The sequence below is a fragment of the Ideonella sp. P3_A4 genome (assembly GCF_056403075.1).
Genome location: NZ_JBFUGE010000091.1, coordinates 1 through 16774, shown reverse-complemented (window position 1 = coordinate 16774; position 16774 = coordinate 1). Strand labels below are relative to the sequence as shown.

Genomic DNA, 16774 nt, shown 5'->3' with positions numbered 1-16774 from the left:
CCCGGGGTGTCCATCGCTGCATGCGATCTCCCTTCGCGTCATCAACGGCCGGTATGGAAACACCGGCCACGGCTGCGATGGTACGCCCGGCTTCAGCGCCACAGAGCCGGTTTCGGTGCGCCCCTGTCGCGTCTCGTCGCATGGCGCTTCGGCCAAGCCGGTGCCTCGCCTAGCGTGGCGGGCTTTCAACCCCACGGAGACTCCCCATGCGCCTGATTGCCCTTGCCGCACTGATGTGTGCCGTCGCCACCACCACCCTGGCCGCCGACGCCCCCGAGCCGAGCCCGTACCGGCCGGTCGAGATGCAGGCGGGCGTGTGGGACGCCGAGATCCAGTTTTTCGACACGACCACCGGCAAGGCGGAAGGCGGCGCCCGCGGCGTGCAGACCAACGTGCTGCTGAGCAACGGCCATTGGGTGACCAACGACCTGGTCGTGCATGGGCCGGCCGGCGCGTCAGCCAAGCCAGCGTTCCAGGGGCACGGTGTCTGGGGCTGGGACCCGGTGGCGAAACAGTATGTCGACACCTGGGTCGACACCAACGACGGCGCGGTGCGCACCGACTTCGGCCACTGGAACGCCGAGACCCGCACGATGTACTGGACCGCGCTGCAGCCGGACGGCGCCGGCCATTCCGTCAACTACCGCATGACCGAAGCGTACGAGTCCGACAGCCTGCGCACGCTGACCTTCTACCAGGTGGCCATGCAGTCCGGCCGGCTGGTCAAGCTGGCGGAGATGCACTTCACCAAGCGGGCCGGGTGAAGCGCATCAAGCCACGTGCAGCGCACCGCGCTTGATGCGGTTGCCGACACGCTCGATGCGGCGCCAGCCACTGTTGTCGTTCAGCGTGATCCAGCGGCGTTCTTCGGAGCGGTAGAACCAGTCCTTGTCCTGCTGGTAGTAGACCTGCGCGCCCTGCGACTCCCAGATGTTGGCGATCTCGTTGCTGTGCGCACGCACCTCGTCGAAGTCGGTCGTCGCCTTCTGGCCCATCTCGCTGTAGCAGGCGTTCAGCTGCACCAGCAGCGCGTTGACATCGGCCGGCATGCGCTCGGCCTGCAGGCCGATCTTGACCGCCTCGTCGAGCAGGATCGGGTAGCTGTGCGACGGGTACTTGCCGTTCAGTGCGCTGGCGATCGCCTCGGCCTTGGCCGCGTCGGCAATGTGATACGCCAGCAGCTCTCGGCACAGCATGATCGACAGTGACTCCGCACGGTCGACCGCGCCGATCACCAGCGGGTGCACATACTGGAACAGCGCCTTGTAGGCGTTCTCGGCCGCCACGTCGCCCTGCGCCTGCTGCTCGCGCCACAGGCGGATCACGCGCTGCAGCTCGTTCAGGCTGACGCTGACACGATCGTTGTCGCGGTCCAGCGGCGAGAGTGCGTGGTTCAGCGAGGTGTCGACCGCGGTCTAGTGTCCTATCCCAGGAATACGCCGCATTGGACGGGCCGCAATGGGGATGATCGCGAGACGACGAGCCAGGTTGATACCTGACGGTATCAGCCTGGCTTGGCGGCGCTGCGAGCGCCCCATTTCGGCCCGCCCGAAGGGTTCGACCAGATGGCGCGCTCGCGCGCCCGGCCAGCAGGGCAGATACGCTGGGTATCTGCCCAGCCGTCCGGCCGCACCATCATCACCATCTGGTCGAATCTCAATGCGGTGTATTCYTGGGATAGGACACTGGGCCGTCGCGCCCATCAGGATGCCGTCGGCGCCGAGCGCGATCATCGTCGCGGCCGAGGCGCACTCCAGCGGCACCAGCGCCACCAGGCGGCGGCAATGCTGGCGCAGCAGGTTGACCAGCCGCAGCGACACCTGGCCGCTGCCGCCGTCGGACTTGAGGAACAGGTAGATCGTCTCGTGCTCGCCCAGGCGCGACAGCACGTGGTACAGCGCGACCACGTCGCTGTGGCAGACCGAGCCGCGCGCACCGTTCCAGTACGCCACGACCGGGCCACCAAGGCGTTGCGACAGTTGCTCGATCAGCCCTTGAGTCTTGCTGAACAGCACCGGCGGCTGCTTGATCTGGACCTCGATCTTGGGCAGTTGTTCGTTCTTCATTCTTGTCTCCCTCCAAAGGCTCACATGAGCCCTGTGTTCCATCCGGTGACGGGTTCCGGCGCCGCCCAATCGTTGCGGCCGATTTGCGCCATAACCTGCGCTCAACGCGGTCACGGCTTCGTACTGATCCTTCCCATCGCGGTTGTGCTCAGGCGCGAACGCTGCTGGGTGAGGCGCGTCCGCTGCACGACACCGGCGTCCCGGTGGCGCACATGCTGGCTGCGGCGACGTTCGACAAGGCGCGGCCGCAGTCGTTGTGCCAAAGCACACCCGCCATGGGAAGGCGGAAAAACAAAAGGCCCGGATCCTGGTGGGATCCGGGCCTCGAAAAAATTCGAGTGGCTGAGGGTGCCGGCTTAGGCAGCTCCCTCGCCCGGATGGGCTGGCTTCTCATGGCCCAGCGCGTTGCGCTGAGCCGCCGCACCACGCATGGCCATGCGGCTGCCGAAGAGCGGCAACAGAGGCTGGCAGTGGTTCTTGGCGCGGGTCTTCACGATGGTCTCGGGAAAGGCTTTTGAAGCGACGCGCGGACTGTAAAGAGTCTTCACTGAAGCGTCAAGCCGATGCGACAATCCGCAGCCCTTGTGTCGTCGCCTGCCTGCAACACCTTGACCGAACCCAACCTCACGCTGACCCGTCGCCACAACGCCTTGCAGCTGTTTCAGCAATTCGCCGAAGCGCGCATGCGTGCTGGCGAGCCGCCCAAGGGGCTGGAGCAGGCTTTCGCGCAGGCCTTGCAGGTCAGCCCCAGCATGTGGAGCCAGATCAAGAGCAGCCGCCCGATCGGCGACAAGCTGGCGCGGCAGATCGAAGCGGCCTGTGGCCAGGCCAACGGCTGGCTCGACGAGGAGCATGCGTCGCCGGGGCTGTCGCCCACGGAAGAGCAGTTCCTCGAGCTGGCGCTGAAAGCCTGGCGCGGCAGCAATGCCGCCGGCCGCAAGCAGCTGAAGCTGTTGCTGAAACAGACGCTGGTCTGAGAGCCTGAGGCTCTGAGGCCGCGGCAGCGTCTGGCCTCTGGTGAAGCGCGACCGGTCGGCGTAGCATTTCGCATCGGCCACCGGCTCGTGGAGGGCGCATGGCCCACGAAGACGAAGACTACGTGCAGGCGCGTGAGCGCATGCTGGCCGAGATCACCGCGCTGGTGATCTTCAACTGCGGCCGCCTGGGCAAGGCGGCCTTGAACCGGCGCGTGCTGGAAGCGCTGGCCGATGTGCCGCGCCACGCCTTCGTGCCGCAGGACATGCAGCCCTATGCCTACGCCGACTCGCCCTTGCCGATCGGCTGCGGCAAGACGATCTCGCAGCCCTTCATCGTCGCCGTGATGACCGACCTGCTCGATCCGCAGCCGGACGACAAGCTGCTCGACATCGGCACCGGCCTGGGCTACCAGACGGCCATCCTGTCGCGCCTGGCCCGCCATGTCTACAGCGTCGAGCTGATCGAAGCGCTCGCGCTGAGCGCGCGCCAACGCCTGCGCCAGCTCGATTGCACCAATGTGACGCTGCGGGTGGCCAACGGCCACCAGGGCTGGTCCGAGCACGCGCCGTTCGACAAGATCATCGTCAGCGCCGCACCCGAAGAGGTGCCGCCCGCCCTGCTCGACCAGCTCGCGCCCGGCGGCCGGCTGGTGCTGCCGGCCGGCCCGGCGGACCACCAGCAGCTGCTGGTGATCGACAAAGCCGGCGACGGCACGCTGCGCCGGCGCGACATCTTTGCGGTGCGCTTTTCGGTGCTCGAAGACACCGCGCCGCGCTGAGCCCACCCGGGCACGGCAGCGGCACACGTCTCCCCCGGATGGGGGATGCATTGGCGAATTGATGGGCGTAGTGTTTCAGGGCCGACCCTCTGTCGGCCGTACCTGCTGGGAGCGCCCATGTCACCGACCCCGCTGACGCAGTCCCCACCGATGGCCCCTGCCGCGACGAGCACCGCGGCGGCCGTCACCCGCCGCATCGCCGACCTGCCCGGCCCGACCGGGCTGCCGCTGCTGGGCAACGCCTGGCAGTTCGACCACGACCGCCTGCACCAGCAGGCCGAAGCCTGGGCCCAGCAGTACGGCGAGGCCTACCGCATGCGCATCGGCCGGCGGCGCTTCCTGGTGCTGTCCAACCCCGAGGTGGTGGCCGCGGTGCTGCGCGACCGGCCCGACGGTTTCAAGCGCACCGAGCGGCTGAGCCAGACTGCGCGCGAGTTCGGCTTTCACGGCCTGTTCAGCGCCAACGGCGAAGCCTGGCGGCGCCAGCGCCCGATGGTGCTGGCCGGCCTCGACCCGACCCACATCAAGACCTTCTTCCCGACGCTGGTGAAGGTGACGCAGCGTTTTGCCCAGCGCTGGCAGCGTGCCGCGCAGCGCGGCGAGCCGATCGACCTGCAGGCCGACCTGATGCGCTACACGGTCGACGTGACCGCCGGCCTGGCCTTCGGCGCCGACATCAACACCATCGAGTCGGACGACGAAGTGATCCAGCAGCACCTGGACAAGGTGCTTCCGGCGCTGTTCAAGCGCCTGATGGCACCGGTGCGCTACTGGGACTGGTTCAAGCTGCCGGCCGATCGCCGGCTCGATCACCACCTGGTGGCGTTGGCCGATGCGGTGCAGGGCTTCATCGCCGCAGCGCGGGCACGCCTGAACGCCGACCCGGCCCTGCGCGCGAACCCGCGCAACCTGATCGAGGCGATGCTCGCCGCGCGTGATCGCGAAGGCAGCACGGTGACCGACGAGGACGTGTCGGGCAACGTGCTGACGATGCTGCTGGCCGGCGAAGACACCACCGCCAACACGCTCGCCTGGATGATCTGGCTGCTGCACGGCCACCCCGGCGCCGCCATGCGCGCGGCAGCCGAGGCCCGCGCCATCGTCGGCCAAGCGGGCCAGGTGACGTTGCCCGAGCAGTTGCAGCGGCTGGACTATGTCGAGGCCTGCGCGCACGAGACGATGCGCCTGAAGCCGGTCGCACCCTTGAACATTCAGCAGGCCGTGCGCGACACGGTGGTGGCCGGCATCGAGGTGCCGGCGAACAGCCTCGTGATGTGCCTGATGCGGCCGGCTGCGGTCAGCCACACGCACTTCGTCGATGCCGACCGCTTCATGCCCGAGCGCTGGCTGGCCAACGGACCGGCCGGTCAGGCCGCCAGTTCGGCCAAGCGGGTCGCGATGCCGTTCGGCGCCGGCCCGCGCATCTGCCCGGGGCGCTACCTGGCACTGGCCGAGATGAAGATGGTGGTCTCGATGCTGATGGCATCGTTCCGCATCGAGTCGGTCGACACGGAGGACGGCTCGCCGGTGCGCGAGCGCCTGGCGCTGACGATGTCGCCGGTGGGGCTGCGGATGCGGTTGCGCACCGCATCCGCGCTGTCGGTTTAGGGCTTCAGGTCCAGCACGACTTCGCCGGACACCGGGTCGGTCACACCCAGGCCGTTGCCCAGGTCCTCGAGATCGGCACGGAAGCTGTCGAGCAGGCCGATCATCTTCGGCCGGGCGGCGGCAAGGTCGTCGAACGATGCCCATTCGCCGACCAGGCAGAAGGTGCGGTCGCCGGTCTTGACCATCGAGCCGCGCAAGAAGCCCTTGAAGGTCGGGTCGGCCTTGCGGTGCGCCTCGAGGAAGGACTCTTCCCGGCCCGGCTTGACGCGGAAACGGACGATGTTGAACGCGGTCATGACGACTCCTTTCGACAACCAAAGAGGCAGCAGCGGCGGCCGCTGTCACGCTTGGTCGTCGCTGGCCGTCTGGACATTACGCCGATCAGGCCGCCTCGTCGACGTTTCGTCCACCATCGAAACATCGGAGGGCGCTGGCGGCCGACACTGCAGCCATTCCAGCCCACGAATCAACGACACCATGACCTTGACCTGCTTCATCCGCTACCGCCTCGACCCCTTCCAGCGCGAAGCCTTCGAGCGCTACGCCGAGACCTGGGCCCGCGTGATCCCGCGTTGCGGCGGCCACCTGCTGGGCTACTTCATGCCGCACGAGGGCACCAACGACGAAGCCTGGGGCCTGATCGCCTTCCCCAGCCTGGCCGCCTACGAGGCCTATCGCCAGCGCCTGCGCGAAGATGCCGAGGGCCGCGCCAATTTCGAGTTCGCGCAGAAGCAGCGCTTCATCCTGCAGGAATGGCGCACCTTCACCCGCGTGGTCGACTCGACCTTTCTGCAAACCCCGACGCTGGAGACCGTTTGATGCTGACCGTGATCTTTGAAGTGACCCCGAAACCGGGCCAGGGCCAGCGCTATTTCGAGATCGCCGCCGAGCTGGTGACCGAGCTGCAGAAGATCGACGGCTTCATCTCGGTCGAGCGCTTCGAAAGCCTCAGCCGGCCGGGCACTTTCTTGTCGCTGTCGACCTGGCGCGATGAAGAGGCCGTCAAACGCTGGCGCAACCAGTCGACGCATCGCGACGGCCAGCGCGAAGGCCGCGAGGCGGTGTTCGCCAGCTACCGCATCCGCGTGGCGCAAGTGCTGCGCGACTACAGTCTGATCGAGCGCGAAGAAGCGCCAATCGATTCGAACGCTGCCCTGCTCTGACGCTCGTGAAGACCGCTGCCCACGAACCCCGCCTGGTGCGCGTTGCCGCGCTGATGGCCGACGCAACGCGCGCCCGCATGCTGAGCTACCTGCTCGGCGGCGAGCTGGCCAGCGCCGGCGAGCTGGCCGCCTGCGCGTCGGTCAGTGCCGCCACCGCCAGCGCCCACCTGGCCAAGCTGCTGGATGCGGGCCTGGTGGCTTGCGAGCCGCGCGGCCGCCACCGCTACTACCGCCTGGCCGACGCCGAAGTGGCGCACGCGCTGGAGGCGCTGGCACTGGTGGCCGAACGCGGCAGCCACGAGTCCACCTGGGCCCGGCCCGGGCGCGCGCGGTTGCGTGAGGCACGCTGCTGCTACGGCCACCTGGCCGGCCGCGCGGGCGTCGCGTTGCTCGAGCACCTGCAAGGCCAAGGCTGGCTGTGCGCCGGCACCAGCGCCGCTGGCCCGGTCTTCACGCTCAGCGAATCGGGTGGGCGTGGCCTGAACGATTGGGGCCTCGATGGCGCCGCGTGGCAGACGCGCCTGGCCTCGCCAGGCACGCGTCGCCAGGCCTACCCGTGCCTCGATTGGTCCGAGCGGCGCGACCACCTCGCCGGCCCGTTCGGCAGCGCGCTGCTCGAGCACTTCGTCAACCGCGGCTGGTTGCGTCGGCACGATGGCGAGCGTGCGCTCGACACCACACCGACAGGCCACCGAGCACTGGCTTGGCTCCCCCACTGAGCCAGTCGGCCCAGGCTCGTACCGGTTTGTAAAACACCGCGGCGGCAGGGTAGAGCCCGCCTTGCCCTGAGCCGGCAACAGGAGTAAAACCGCCGAAACGGTTGCAGTCTTTCTTGTCTTTACTTTGGCAAGGGGGTGGCTATGCGCAGGCGAACCCGCCCGTCGCGAACCGAGCGGCCTGGCGCTACGCAACAAGCGCTGGGCCACCCGCAGTGCGCCCCCATGCGCGGGCGCCGTCGCGATTTTGTCGCTCGTTCGGGCGATGACCTGCTGCCTGCCCCGGCCGCCGTGCCGGCCGTTGTGCCTGTCCTTGTCCTTGTCGGACCTTTGCCCCACCGTGTCCGGCCGCTTTGCGGCCGTTTTGCGTTCTTGGCGCCCTGTGCAACGTCTTCGACGTCGGAGTCCCCACGAGGGGACCAGGGCGACCCTTCCGTTTCTTTGAGGAGGTGACCATGGAACTGCGTCTTCGTTTGCACCACTGGGAGGGCCGCTCGCCCGATCTGATGGCGGCCGCCGTGGCCGGCTTTGCCGCCGGCGCGGTGTTGATGGTGCTGGAGCTGTTGTGGGCCGGCGCGATGATGGGCGAGGCGCCCTGGCGCATCTCGCAGTTCGTCGCGGCGATCTCGATGGGCCCCTACTCGGTGCTGCACGCGCCGGCCCATGTGTTCGACCCCACCACCGTCGGCGTGGCGCTGCTCACGCACTATGTGCTGGGCATCAGCTTCGGGCTGGTGCTGGGCGCGGTGGTGGCCGGCTACCACTACGACGATGACACCAAGGTCTCGTTGCCGCTGATCGGCGCGATCTTCGGCGCGCTGCTGTACCTGCTCAATTTCTTCGCGTTGACCGAAGTCTTCCCATGGTTCGCCGAGATGCGGGCCTGGGGCACCTTCGCCTGCCATCTGATATTCGGCATCACGGCCGCCGAGCTGTACGGCAAGCTGGCCCAGTACCGCCAGCAGCGCCAAGACCAGGGCTGAACACGCCCCGCGCCGGGCTGCACGCAGCGGCCCGGCGTGTCTTCAGGCCCCCGCGGCATGGCGCCGCGGGCCTGCACCAGCCCAGCATCGGGCCCGCCCACGTCGGAGCTTCGAACCATGAGCATCGCGATCGCGCTGTTGCTGATCGTCGTCGCGAGTGTCGTCTTCCACCTGCTCACCCCCTGGTGGTTGACCCCGCTCGCGTCGAACTGGATTCAGATGGACCACACGCTCTCGATCACGATGGGCGTGACCGGCGCGTTCTTCGTCGTCATCCTGCTGTTCGTGGTCTACACGCTGTGGCGCTTCCGGCACCAGCCGGGCAGCGCACGCGCGGCCTACGTGCCGGACAACAAGAAGCTTGAGCACTGGCTGATCGTCGTCACGTCGATCGGCATCGTCGCGCTGCTGGCGCCGGGGCTGAAGGTCTATGCCGACTATGTGCACCCGCCGGCCAATGCGATGCAGCTCGAGATCCTCGGCCAGCAATGGCAGTGGCGCTACCGCTTCACCGGCGACGACGGCAAGCTGGGCGGCAGCGACGCGCGCTTCTTCACCGCGGCCAACCCGTTTGCGCTCGATCCAGCCGACACCGCCGGCCAGGACGACGTGATCATCACCGGCAACGAGGTGCACCTGCCGCTGAACCAGCCGGTCAAGGTGCTGGCCCGCTCGCACGATGTGCTGCACGACTACTTCGTGCCGCAGTTCCGCGCCCGCATGAACATCGTGCCGGGCCAGATGAGCTGGTTCTGGTTCACGCCGACGCAGGCCGGCCGCTACGAGGCGATGTGCGCGCAGTTGTGCGGCGTCGGTCATCCGAACATGCACGGCCTGGTCGTCGTCGAAGACGAGGCCGCGTTCAAGACCTGGCTGAAGAAGCAGACGACCTTCAGCACCAGCATGAAGCCGCCTGCGCCGGCCGGTGCGGGCGGTGAGGACCTGGTTGCCAAGGGCGCTGCGCTGGCCCAGTCCAAGGGCTGCGTGGCCTGCCACACGGTCGACGGCAATCCGGGCGTCGGCCCGACCTGGAAGGGCCTGTACGGCAAGACCGAGACGATGGTCGACGGCTCGACCGCGAAGGTCGACGACGCCTATCTGCGCGCCTTCATCAAGGACCCGAAGGCCCGCGCGGTCAAGGGCTTTGCGCAGGTGATGCCGCCGATCCCGCTGGCCGATGACGAGATGGACGCGATGGTCGCGTTCATCAAATCGCACGGCAGCACGGCACCCCAGTAACCAGTCACGAACCGGCCAACCCCGACCGACAGGACAACGCAATGGCCTACGCCGACACCGACGACCTGCACGAGCACCACGAGCCGCAGACCTTCATCACGAAGTACGTCTGGAGCCAGGACCACAAGGTGATCGCAGTGCAGTACGGCGGCACCGCGATCCTGGTCGGCATCGTCGGCCTGGTGCTGTCCAACCTGATGCGGCTGCAGATCGGCTTCCCCGGCGTGTTCGAGTTCATCAACGCCGAGCGTTATTACCAGTTCGTCACGATGCACGGGATGATCATGGTGATCTACCTGCTGACGGCCCTGTTCCTCGGCGGCTTCGGCAACTACCTGATCCCGCTGATGATCGGCGCGCGGGACATGGTGTTCCCCTACATGAACATGCTGAGCTTCTGGGTCTACCTGCTCAGCGTGATCGTGCTGATGGCCAGCTTCTTCGTGCCGGGTGGCCCGACAGGCGCCGGCTGGACGCTGTACCCGCCGCAGGCCATCCTGCCCGGCACGCCCGGCTGGGACTGGGGCATCATCCTGATGCTGGTCTCGCTGCTGATCTTCATCGTCGCGACGACGATGGGCGGCCTGAACTACGTCACCACCGTGCTGCAGGCGCGCTGCGAAGGCATGACGCTGCTGCGCATGCCGCTGTCGGTCTGGGGCATCTTCGTCGCCACGATCCTGGCACTGCTGGCCTTCCCGGCGCTGTTCGTCTCGGGCGTGATGATGATGCTGGACAAGACCCTGGGCACCAGCTTCTTCATGCCGGCGCTGGTCAGCATGGGCGAGGTCAGCGGCCACCGGGGCGGCAGCCCGCTGCTGTTCCAACACCTGTTCTGGTTCTTCGGCCACCCCGAGGTCTACATCGTCGCGCTGCCGGCCTTCGGCGTCGTGTCCGACCTGATCAGCGTGCACGCACGCAAGGCGATCTTCGGCTACCGCACGATGGTCTGGGCGATCGTGATCATCGGCGCGTTGAGCTTCGTGGTCTGGGCTCACCACATGTTCGTCAGCGGCATGAACCCGTGGTTCGGCTTCTTCTTCGCGACCAGCACGCTGATCATCGCGGTGCCGACCGCAATCAAGGTCTACAACTGGGTGCTCACGCTGTGGCGTGGCGACATCCACCTGACAGTGCCGATGCTGTTCACGCTGGCCTTTTTGCTGACCTTCCTGTCGGGCGGGTTGACTGGCCTGTTCCTCGGCAACGTCAGTGTCGACATCCCGCTGTCGGGCACCTATTTCGTCGTCGCTCACTTCCACATGGTGATGGGCGTGGCGCCGCTGCTGGTCGTGTTCGGCGGCATCTACCACTGGTACCCGAAGATCACCGGCCGCATGCTCAACGACACGATGGGCAAGGCGCACTTCTGGATCACCTTCCTCGGCACCTACCTGATCTATTTCCCGATGCACTACCTGGGCGTGCTGGGCATGCCGCGGCGCTACTACAACTACGAGGGCTACACCTTCATCCCGCCCTCGGCCCACACGCTGAACCAGTTCATCACCGTGGTCGCGCTGTTCCTCGGCGCGGCCCAGATGATCTACGTCTTCAACCTGCTGTGGAGCCTGAAGTACGGCGAGAAGGCACCGTCCAACCCGTGGCGCGCCTGCTCGCTCGAATGGTTCACGCCGCAAACGCCGCCCAAGCACCTGAACTGGGGGCCCAAGCTGCCGTCCGTCCACCGCTGGGCCTACGCCTTCAACATGCCCGGCTCGCGCGAAGACTTCATCCCGCAGAACGCACCGGCCTCTGCCGGTGGTGCCGAGCCTTCACAGGAACACTAAGGACCGCACCATGACCAGCCGAGTCCTGCCCCCTTCGAACATGCCCGCCGCGGCCGAGATCAATCACCCGCGTGCTGCCTGCACCGCGTTGTGGTTGTTCATCGGTGTCGCGACCACCTTCTTCTCGCTCTTCGTCGTGGCCTACGGCATGCGCATGGACGCCGCCGATTGGTCACCGATCGCGATGCCGTGGCAGCTGTGGCTGTCGACCGCGCTGCTGGTGGCCGGCAGTGTGTTCATGCAACGCGCCGGCACCACGGCAGCCGCCGGCAACAGCGGGCAGCTGAAGCCGATGCTGGTGGCTGGCGGTGCCGCGGCCGCCGCCTTCGTCGGCTCGCAGCTGTGGGGCTGGCAGGCGCTGATCGACCAGCGCGTGCCGCTGGCCGGCAACCCGGCGGCGAGCTTCTTCTATGTACTGACCGCCCTGCACGGCCTGCACGTGCTGGGTGGCCTGGTCGCCTGGAGCATCGCCGCGCAGGCCTTGTCGGTACCCGCCGCTGAACTGCCGGCCGCGGCTTGGCGCGTGCAGCTGTGCGCGCGCTACTGGCACTTTCTGCTGGTGGTGTGGGTGGTGCTGTTCGCAGCGCTGGCTCTCCTAACCCCCGAGATCGTGCGCTTCATCTGCGGCCGTGGTTGACGACATCAAAGGAGTGACGCGATGACCGACATGCCTTTGGATCCTCCCGGCGCTGTCGCCGGTGGCAGCCGCGGCCCCGCGCCGCCGGCCCATGCCGCGCCCCACGGCGATGGCCAGGTCGCCGGCTTGCGCGGCCTGGTGGCCGACTGGTCGGGTGACCAGCAGACCTTCCAGGTCGCCTGGGGCAAGGCGATGATGTGGATCTTCCTGCTGTCCGACACCTTCATCTTCGGCTCGTTCCTGACCGGCTACATGACGGTGCGCACCTCGACCACCGTGCCGTGGCCGAACCCGAGCGAGGTGTTCTCGCTGGACATCGGCGGCAAGCCGGTGCCCTTGCTGCTGATCGCGATCATGACCTTCATCCTGATCAGCTCGAGCGGCACGATGGCGATGGCAGTCAACTGCGCCTACCGACGCGACAAGGTCACCGCGGCGAAGCTGATGTTCGTCACCGCCGCCTTCGGCGCCACCTTCGTCGGCATGCAGGCCTTCGAATGGACCAAGCTGATCATGGACGAGGGCGTGCGGCCCTGGGGCAACCCGATGGGCGCGGCGCAGTTCGGCTCGGTCTTCTTCATGGTCACCGGCTTCCACGGCCTGCACGTGACGGCTGGCGTGATCTACCTCTCGGTCGTGGCGCTGCGTCTGCTGGCCGGCAAGTACGACCGCGGCAACTTCCAGATCGTCGAGATCGCCGGCCTGTATTGGCACTTCGTGGACCTGGTCTGGGTCTTCATCTTTGCCCTGTTCTACCTCTGGTGAAAGGCATTGCCATGGAACACGTCGCCACGCCGGGCACCACCCCTGGCACCGCCCCGCAGCAGCACGCACAGCAGCACCCGATCGGGCTGTATTTCAAGATCTGGGGCCTGCTGTTCGTGCTCAGCACGCTGTCCTACCTGGTCGACTATTTCCACTTCCAGGGCGGCTTGCGCTGGACGCTGATCCTGCTGTTCATGATGCTGAAGGCGGGCTTGATCGTCGCCGTCTTCATGCACATGGCCTGGGAAAGGATGGCGCTGGTCTGCGCGATCCTGATCCCGCCCGGGGCGCTGATGGTGTTGGTCGGCCTGATGGCTTCGGAGGCCAACTACACCAACCTCACCCGGCTGCTGTTCTTCCGCTAGGAGACCTCACCATCGCCACCCCGCTGACCCTGCCAGCCGGCCGCCGGGCCGTCTGGCGCGAGTACTTCGAGCTGACCAAGCCGCGCGTCGTCGCGCTGATGTTGTTCACCGCGGTGGTCGGCATGCTGCTGGCCAGCCCGGCGGCGYCGCCGTGGCCGGTGCTGGCCTTCGGCTCGCTCGGCATCGCGCTGGTGGCCGGCAGCGCCGCCGCGATCAACCACCTGGTCGACCAGCGCATCGATGCGGTGATGGCGCGCACCCGCGGCCGGCCGCTGCCGCGCGGCGCGCTCGGCACGCCGCAGGTGGCGCTGTTCGCCGGTGCCATCGGGCTGGCCGGCGTGGCGCTGCTGCTCGCCTTCACCAACGTGCTGTGCGCGGTGCTGACGGTCGGCTCGCTGATCGGCTACGCGGGTGTCTACAGCCTGTTCCTGAAACACCGCACGCCGCAGAACATCGTGATCGGCGGCGCGGCCGGCGCGGCGCCGCCGCTGCTGGGCTGGGTCGCTGTCAGTGGACAGATCGAGCCGGGCGCGCTGCTGCTGTTCCTGATCATCTTCATCTGGACACCGCCGCACTTCTGGGCCCTGGCGATCCACCGCAAGGACGACTACGCCCGCGCGGGCGTGCCGATGCTGCCGGTGATCCACGGCGTGCCCTTCACCGCGAACCGGGTGCTGCAGTACGCAGTCGTGCTGTGGGCGATCACGCTGATCCCGCAAGCCATCGGCATGGTCGGCGGTGTCGGCGGCTGGCTTTACACGCTGGGCGCCGCCGGCTTCGGCGCGCGCTTCGTCTGGTTCGCGTGGCGGCTGCGTCAAGACCCGGCGCGATGGGCGATGCCGACGTTCCGCTATTCGATCGTCGACCTGTTCGCTCTGTTTGCACTGCTGCTGGGCGAGCACTACCTGTCGATGGCGCTCGCGGTCTGACTGACCCGGGTCGATGCCGCGGGCCGCGCGGGCCCGAACCTTGCCCGTCCTCCGCCTGGGCCGTCCGGCGAAAGGTTTTGGCCTACACGCCGATTCGCCGATGTCCGATGGAGCACGCTCGGCGCGCCACAGAAGATGCCCGACATGGCCTGTCTTCACAGAAAGGGACCACCATGTTGAAAGCATCCATGATCGCGTTGTCGCTGCTCGCCCCGATGGCCGCGATGCTGCCGCAAACCGCCTCGGCCGGCGTCGATGTCGACGTCGACCTGGTACTGCGCGTGCCACCGCCGGCGCCCCGTTATGAACCGATGCCGCCGCCGCGGCCGGGCTTCGTCTGGACCCCGGGCTACTGGGCCTGGCGTGGCAACACCCACGTCTGGGTCGGCGGCACCTGGACGGCCGCTCGCCCAGGCTACGTTTACGTTGAGCCCCGCTGGGTCGAACGCAACGGCCAGTGGTACTTCACGCATGGCGCCTGGTCCCGCCACGACAAGGACCACGACGGCGTGCGCAACGGGCGCGACGCCGACCGCGATGGTGACGGCGTGCCGAACCGGGTCGACCGCCACCCGAACGTGAACGGCCGCTGAGCCGCCCACACCAACCTCTCGACTCCCTCCTGAAGTTGCCCGGCCGTTCGGGAAGACGGCCGGGCTTTTTTGCGCCCCCGGTAGACAAAGTGCAGGCAAAGGGCAGACAAAGAAAAAGCGGCCGGTGAATCCGGCCGCTTCAGGCATTGCGTTCGGCGCTGCGCTCAACGCCGTCGGGCAGTGGGCATCTACTGCGCCGGTGCTCGGTCTTCCACCGGCGGGGTCGACACGTCGACCGGTTGCTCCTCGGTGACGATCACGCGGCTGGTGTCTTCGACCAGACGATCAGCCGTCTGCTCGCTGGTCGGCGACGCATTGGCAGGGCCGGCCGCCGTCGGCTCGGTGATCAACGGTGCTGCCGGCACGGTGTCCTTCTGGTCGGTGCTGTTCACCGCCACCAGCGCGACCACGGCGGCCACCGCCAGCGCCGCCAGCACGCCGGGCCAGTGGCGGCGCGGCGGTGTGTAGGGTTCGTGTTCGGCCGGCCCTTGCGCATGGAAGCGGGTGTCGGGATGGGGATGGGCATGACTGTTCATCGTCTACTCCTTGTGGACGGGACGTGACACCCAGTCTGGGCAAGCGCCCAGCGCTTGCGCGTCGGCTGCCGGCGGTGTCGGCTGTAGGACAGCGGCGCGCAAGGCAGGCACGCGAATTGATCCCGCTTCGGACCGCGCACCAGCCCGGCGCGCCGACGGTCGCCCCAGGCCCGGTGCGCGGCAACGTCCTACAGCACGCGACGCCGTCTTCCGATGGGGCCACGCATCGCCGCAGCCTAAGGTCTCGCCATCGACAGACGGGCCGTGCCGTGCCCCGGGCCGCCTTGTTGACAGACGCTGGTCATGCACCTTCGGGCCCGCGGCCAGCGATCCCGAAATACCTTTGCAGCAGAGAACAGGCACGACACGCAACCGTGCCGCGCACTTTGGAGGTCCACATCATGAACACTCGCACCACCCTTGTCGCCATCGCCACCGCCATGGCCGCCCTGACCACGCTGCCCGGCTGCGCCGTCTCGCGCGGCCAGTCCTCGGTCGGCGAGTACATCGACGACGCCACCATCACCACCGCGGTGAAGGCCCGCTTCGTCGAATCGCATGCCGTCGACGCCACCTCGATCAAGGTCGAGACGCTGAACGGTGAAGTGATGCTGTCGGGCTTCGCCAAGAGCGGCACCGAGCGCGGCGAGGCCGAGAACATCGCTCGCAACGTTCACGGCGTGAAGGTCGTGAAGAACCAGATCGTCGTGCGCTCCTGATGAGCATGGCTGCGCGCTCGCCGGACCGCCCCCACCGGCCCGGCTGAGCGAAGAAGGCCCACCATCATGAATACCGAAGCCCCGATGACCGCCCCCGTGGCGACCCCGTCAGATCCCCCACGCCGGCATCGTCGCTGGCCGTGGCTGCTGCCGCTCGGACTGGTCGTCGGCCTAGCGGCAGCAATCGGGCTGGCCGAGTCGCAGGGCTGGCGCTTCCTGGCCCACCCGGCCGAGCGCTGGCTGAGCAAGCACCTGGCGCGTGAAGTTCACTTCGGCGACGAGGCCGAGAACGGCTTTCGCCTGTCGCTGCTGGGCCGCATCCGGCTGCAGGTTGCCGAACTGAATGTCGCCAACCCGTCGTGGAGCGCGCTGGGCCCGATGGTGCAGGCCCACGAGGTCGAATTGAGTCTGCGCTACCGCGATCTGTTCGCGGCGCGCGGCGGCCATGCGCTGACCGTGCAGTCGCTGACCGCCGATGGTCTGCAGCTGCAACTGGAGCGCCAGGCCGATGGCCGCGCGAGCTGGCAGTTCGGCGCCGATCCGGCCGCGCCACCCAACGACAAGCCGCCGATCGACGGCGTGCACTTCGAGTCGCTGGTCGTGAGCAATGGCCAGCTGAAGCTGATCGACACCCTCAACGCCGTGCAGTTGGACGGCCAGTTCGCCTACCTGCCCAACGCCTGGCAGAACCAGCCCGGCTGGACGGCGCAGGCCAAGGGCCGCTACCGCGACGCGCCGATCACCGTGCAGGCACACACCGGCGCCGTGCTGCCGGGTCTCGATGCGCTGAGCCCGTCCGAGGTGCCGCTCACGTTCGATGGCAGTGCCGGCCGCGCGCGGTTGAAGTTCGAAGGCAAGGTGCGCGACCTGATGGGCCAGCAGTCCTTGTCCGGCCACTACGTGCTGAGC

Annotated in this window: 21 protein-coding genes; 17 read left to right on the top strand and 4 right to left on the bottom strand. The window is 67.7% G+C overall.

Going from position 1 to position 16774, the window contains the following annotated elements; genetic code table 11:
* Positions 1 to 206 precede the first annotated feature (206 nt).
* On the top strand, positions 207 to 764 hold the full coding sequence (locus AC1DYI_RS11420; protein WP_477204227.1) for a DUF1579 family protein: 558 nt from the start codon (positions 207 to 209) through the stop codon (positions 762 to 764).
* Between the two features lie 6 nt (positions 765 to 770).
* On the opposite strand, the gene AC1DYI_RS11415 is transcribed toward AC1DYI_RS11420, so the two are convergent.
* Complete coding sequence (locus AC1DYI_RS11415; protein ID WP_477204226.1) at positions 771 to 1325, bottom strand: hypothetical protein; 555 nt, start codon at positions 1323 to 1325, stop codon at positions 771 to 773.
* 90 nt (positions 1326 to 1415) lie between these two features.
* Positions 1416 to 2066 carry a Clp protease/crotonase-like domain-containing protein gene (locus tag AC1DYI_RS11410; protein ID WP_477204225.1) on the bottom strand — a complete coding sequence of 217 codons (651 nt, stop codon included), beginning with the start codon at positions 2064 to 2066 and terminating at the stop codon, positions 1416 to 1418.
* 608 nt (positions 2067 to 2674) lie between these two features.
* Between AC1DYI_RS11410 and AC1DYI_RS11405 the strand changes: the two genes are divergently transcribed.
* The 3 genes from AC1DYI_RS11405 (at position 2675) to AC1DYI_RS11395 (ending at position 5430) form a co-directional block, all read left to right on the top strand.
* Complete coding sequence (locus tag AC1DYI_RS11405) at positions 2675 to 3043, top strand: hypothetical protein (RefSeq protein ID WP_477204224.1); 369 nt, start codon at positions 2675 to 2677, stop codon at positions 3041 to 3043.
* Between the two features lie 98 nt (positions 3044 to 3141).
* A complete protein-coding gene (locus AC1DYI_RS11400) occupies positions 3142 to 3822 on the top strand; it encodes a protein-L-isoaspartate(D-aspartate) O-methyltransferase (protein WP_477204223.1) in 681 nt (226 codons plus the stop codon).
* Positions 3823 to 3939: 117 nt separating this feature from the next.
* Positions 3940 to 5430, top strand: a complete 1491-nt coding sequence (locus AC1DYI_RS11395; RefSeq protein WP_477204222.1) for a cytochrome P450 — start codon at positions 3940 to 3942, stop codon at positions 5428 to 5430.
* Here AC1DYI_RS11395 and AC1DYI_RS11390 read toward each other — a convergent pair.
* Positions 5427 to 5726, bottom strand: a complete 300-nt coding sequence (locus AC1DYI_RS11390) for an antibiotic biosynthesis monooxygenase family protein (RefSeq protein ID WP_477204221.1) — start codon at positions 5724 to 5726, stop codon at positions 5427 to 5429. The two genes, AC1DYI_RS11395 and AC1DYI_RS11390, sit on opposite strands and share 4 nt — an antisense overlap.
* A gap of 181 nt (positions 5727 to 5907) precedes the next feature.
* Here AC1DYI_RS11390 and AC1DYI_RS11385 point away from each other — a divergent pair, with 181 nt between their 5' ends.
* From AC1DYI_RS11385 to AC1DYI_RS11335, 11 genes are all read left to right on the top strand, one after another.
* Positions 5908 to 6249, top strand: a complete 342-nt coding sequence (locus AC1DYI_RS11385; RefSeq protein ID WP_477204220.1) for an NIPSNAP family protein — start codon at positions 5908 to 5910, stop codon at positions 6247 to 6249.
* Positions 6249 to 6593, top strand: coding sequence for an antibiotic biosynthesis monooxygenase family protein (locus AC1DYI_RS11380; protein WP_477204219.1), 345 nt, complete (start codon positions 6249 to 6251; stop codon positions 6591 to 6593). Before AC1DYI_RS11385 ends, AC1DYI_RS11380 begins: the two co-directional genes overlap by 1 nt.
* Positions 6594 to 6598: 5 nt before the next feature.
* Positions 6599 to 7312, top strand: coding sequence for an ArsR/SmtB family transcription factor (locus AC1DYI_RS11375; protein WP_477204218.1), 714 nt, complete (start codon positions 6599 to 6601; stop codon positions 7310 to 7312).
* Between the two features lie 452 nt (positions 7313 to 7764).
* Positions 7765 to 8292 carry a hypothetical protein gene (locus tag AC1DYI_RS11370; protein WP_477204217.1) on the top strand — a complete coding sequence of 176 codons (528 nt, stop codon included), beginning with the start codon at positions 7765 to 7767 and terminating at the stop codon, positions 8290 to 8292.
* A 117-nt stretch (positions 8293 to 8409) separates the two neighbouring features.
* The gene (locus AC1DYI_RS11365) at positions 8410 to 9531 is read left to right on the top strand and encodes a cytochrome c oxidase subunit II (protein ID WP_477204216.1); all 1122 of its coding nucleotides are present in this window, start codon (positions 8410 to 8412) and stop codon (positions 9529 to 9531) included.
* Positions 9532 to 9572: 41 nt separating this feature from the next.
* The gene (locus tag AC1DYI_RS11360; protein ID WP_477204215.1) at positions 9573 to 11321 is read left to right on the top strand and encodes a cytochrome c oxidase subunit I; all 1749 of its coding nucleotides are present in this window, start codon (positions 9573 to 9575) and stop codon (positions 11319 to 11321) included.
* A gap of 10 nt (positions 11322 to 11331) precedes the next feature.
* Positions 11332 to 11958 (top strand): cytochrome c oxidase subunit 3, encoded by a 627-nt coding sequence (locus AC1DYI_RS11355; RefSeq protein ID WP_477204214.1) that lies wholly within the window; start codon positions 11332 to 11334, stop codon positions 11956 to 11958.
* 21 nt (positions 11959 to 11979) lie between these two features.
* On the top strand, positions 11980 to 12723 hold the full coding sequence (locus AC1DYI_RS11350; protein ID WP_477204213.1) for a heme-copper oxidase subunit III family protein: 744 nt from the start codon (positions 11980 to 11982) through the stop codon (positions 12721 to 12723).
* 11 nt (positions 12724 to 12734) lie between these two features.
* Positions 12735 to 13088 carry a cytochrome C oxidase subunit IV family protein gene (locus tag AC1DYI_RS11345; protein ID WP_477204229.1) on the top strand — a complete coding sequence of 118 codons (354 nt, stop codon included), beginning with the start codon at positions 12735 to 12737 and terminating at the stop codon, positions 13086 to 13088.
* Positions 13089 to 13111: 23 nt separating this feature from the next.
* Entirely contained in the window at positions 13112 to 14017 is a 906-nt protein-coding gene (gene cyoE / locus AC1DYI_RS11340) for a heme o synthase (RefSeq protein ID WP_477204228.1), read from the top strand.
* 173 nt (positions 14018 to 14190) lie between these two features.
* Positions 14191 to 14610 carry a YXWGXW repeat-containing protein gene (locus AC1DYI_RS11335; RefSeq protein WP_477204212.1) on the top strand — a complete coding sequence of 140 codons (420 nt, stop codon included), beginning with the start codon at positions 14191 to 14193 and terminating at the stop codon, positions 14608 to 14610.
* 188 nt (positions 14611 to 14798) lie between these two features.
* On the opposite strand, the gene AC1DYI_RS11330 is transcribed toward AC1DYI_RS11335, so the two are convergent.
* Entirely contained in the window at positions 14799 to 15146 is a 348-nt protein-coding gene (locus AC1DYI_RS11330; protein WP_477204211.1) for a hypothetical protein, read from the bottom strand.
* Between the two features lie 401 nt (positions 15147 to 15547).
* Between AC1DYI_RS11330 and AC1DYI_RS11325 the strand changes: the two genes are divergently transcribed.
* Positions 15548 to 15865 carry a BON domain-containing protein gene (locus tag AC1DYI_RS11325; RefSeq protein ID WP_477204210.1) on the top strand — a complete coding sequence of 106 codons (318 nt, stop codon included), beginning with the start codon at positions 15548 to 15550 and terminating at the stop codon, positions 15863 to 15865.
* Between the two features lie 66 nt (positions 15866 to 15931).
* On the top strand, positions 15932 to 16774 hold an 843-nt coding region (locus AC1DYI_RS11320; protein ID WP_477204209.1), incomplete at its 3' end, for an AsmA family protein.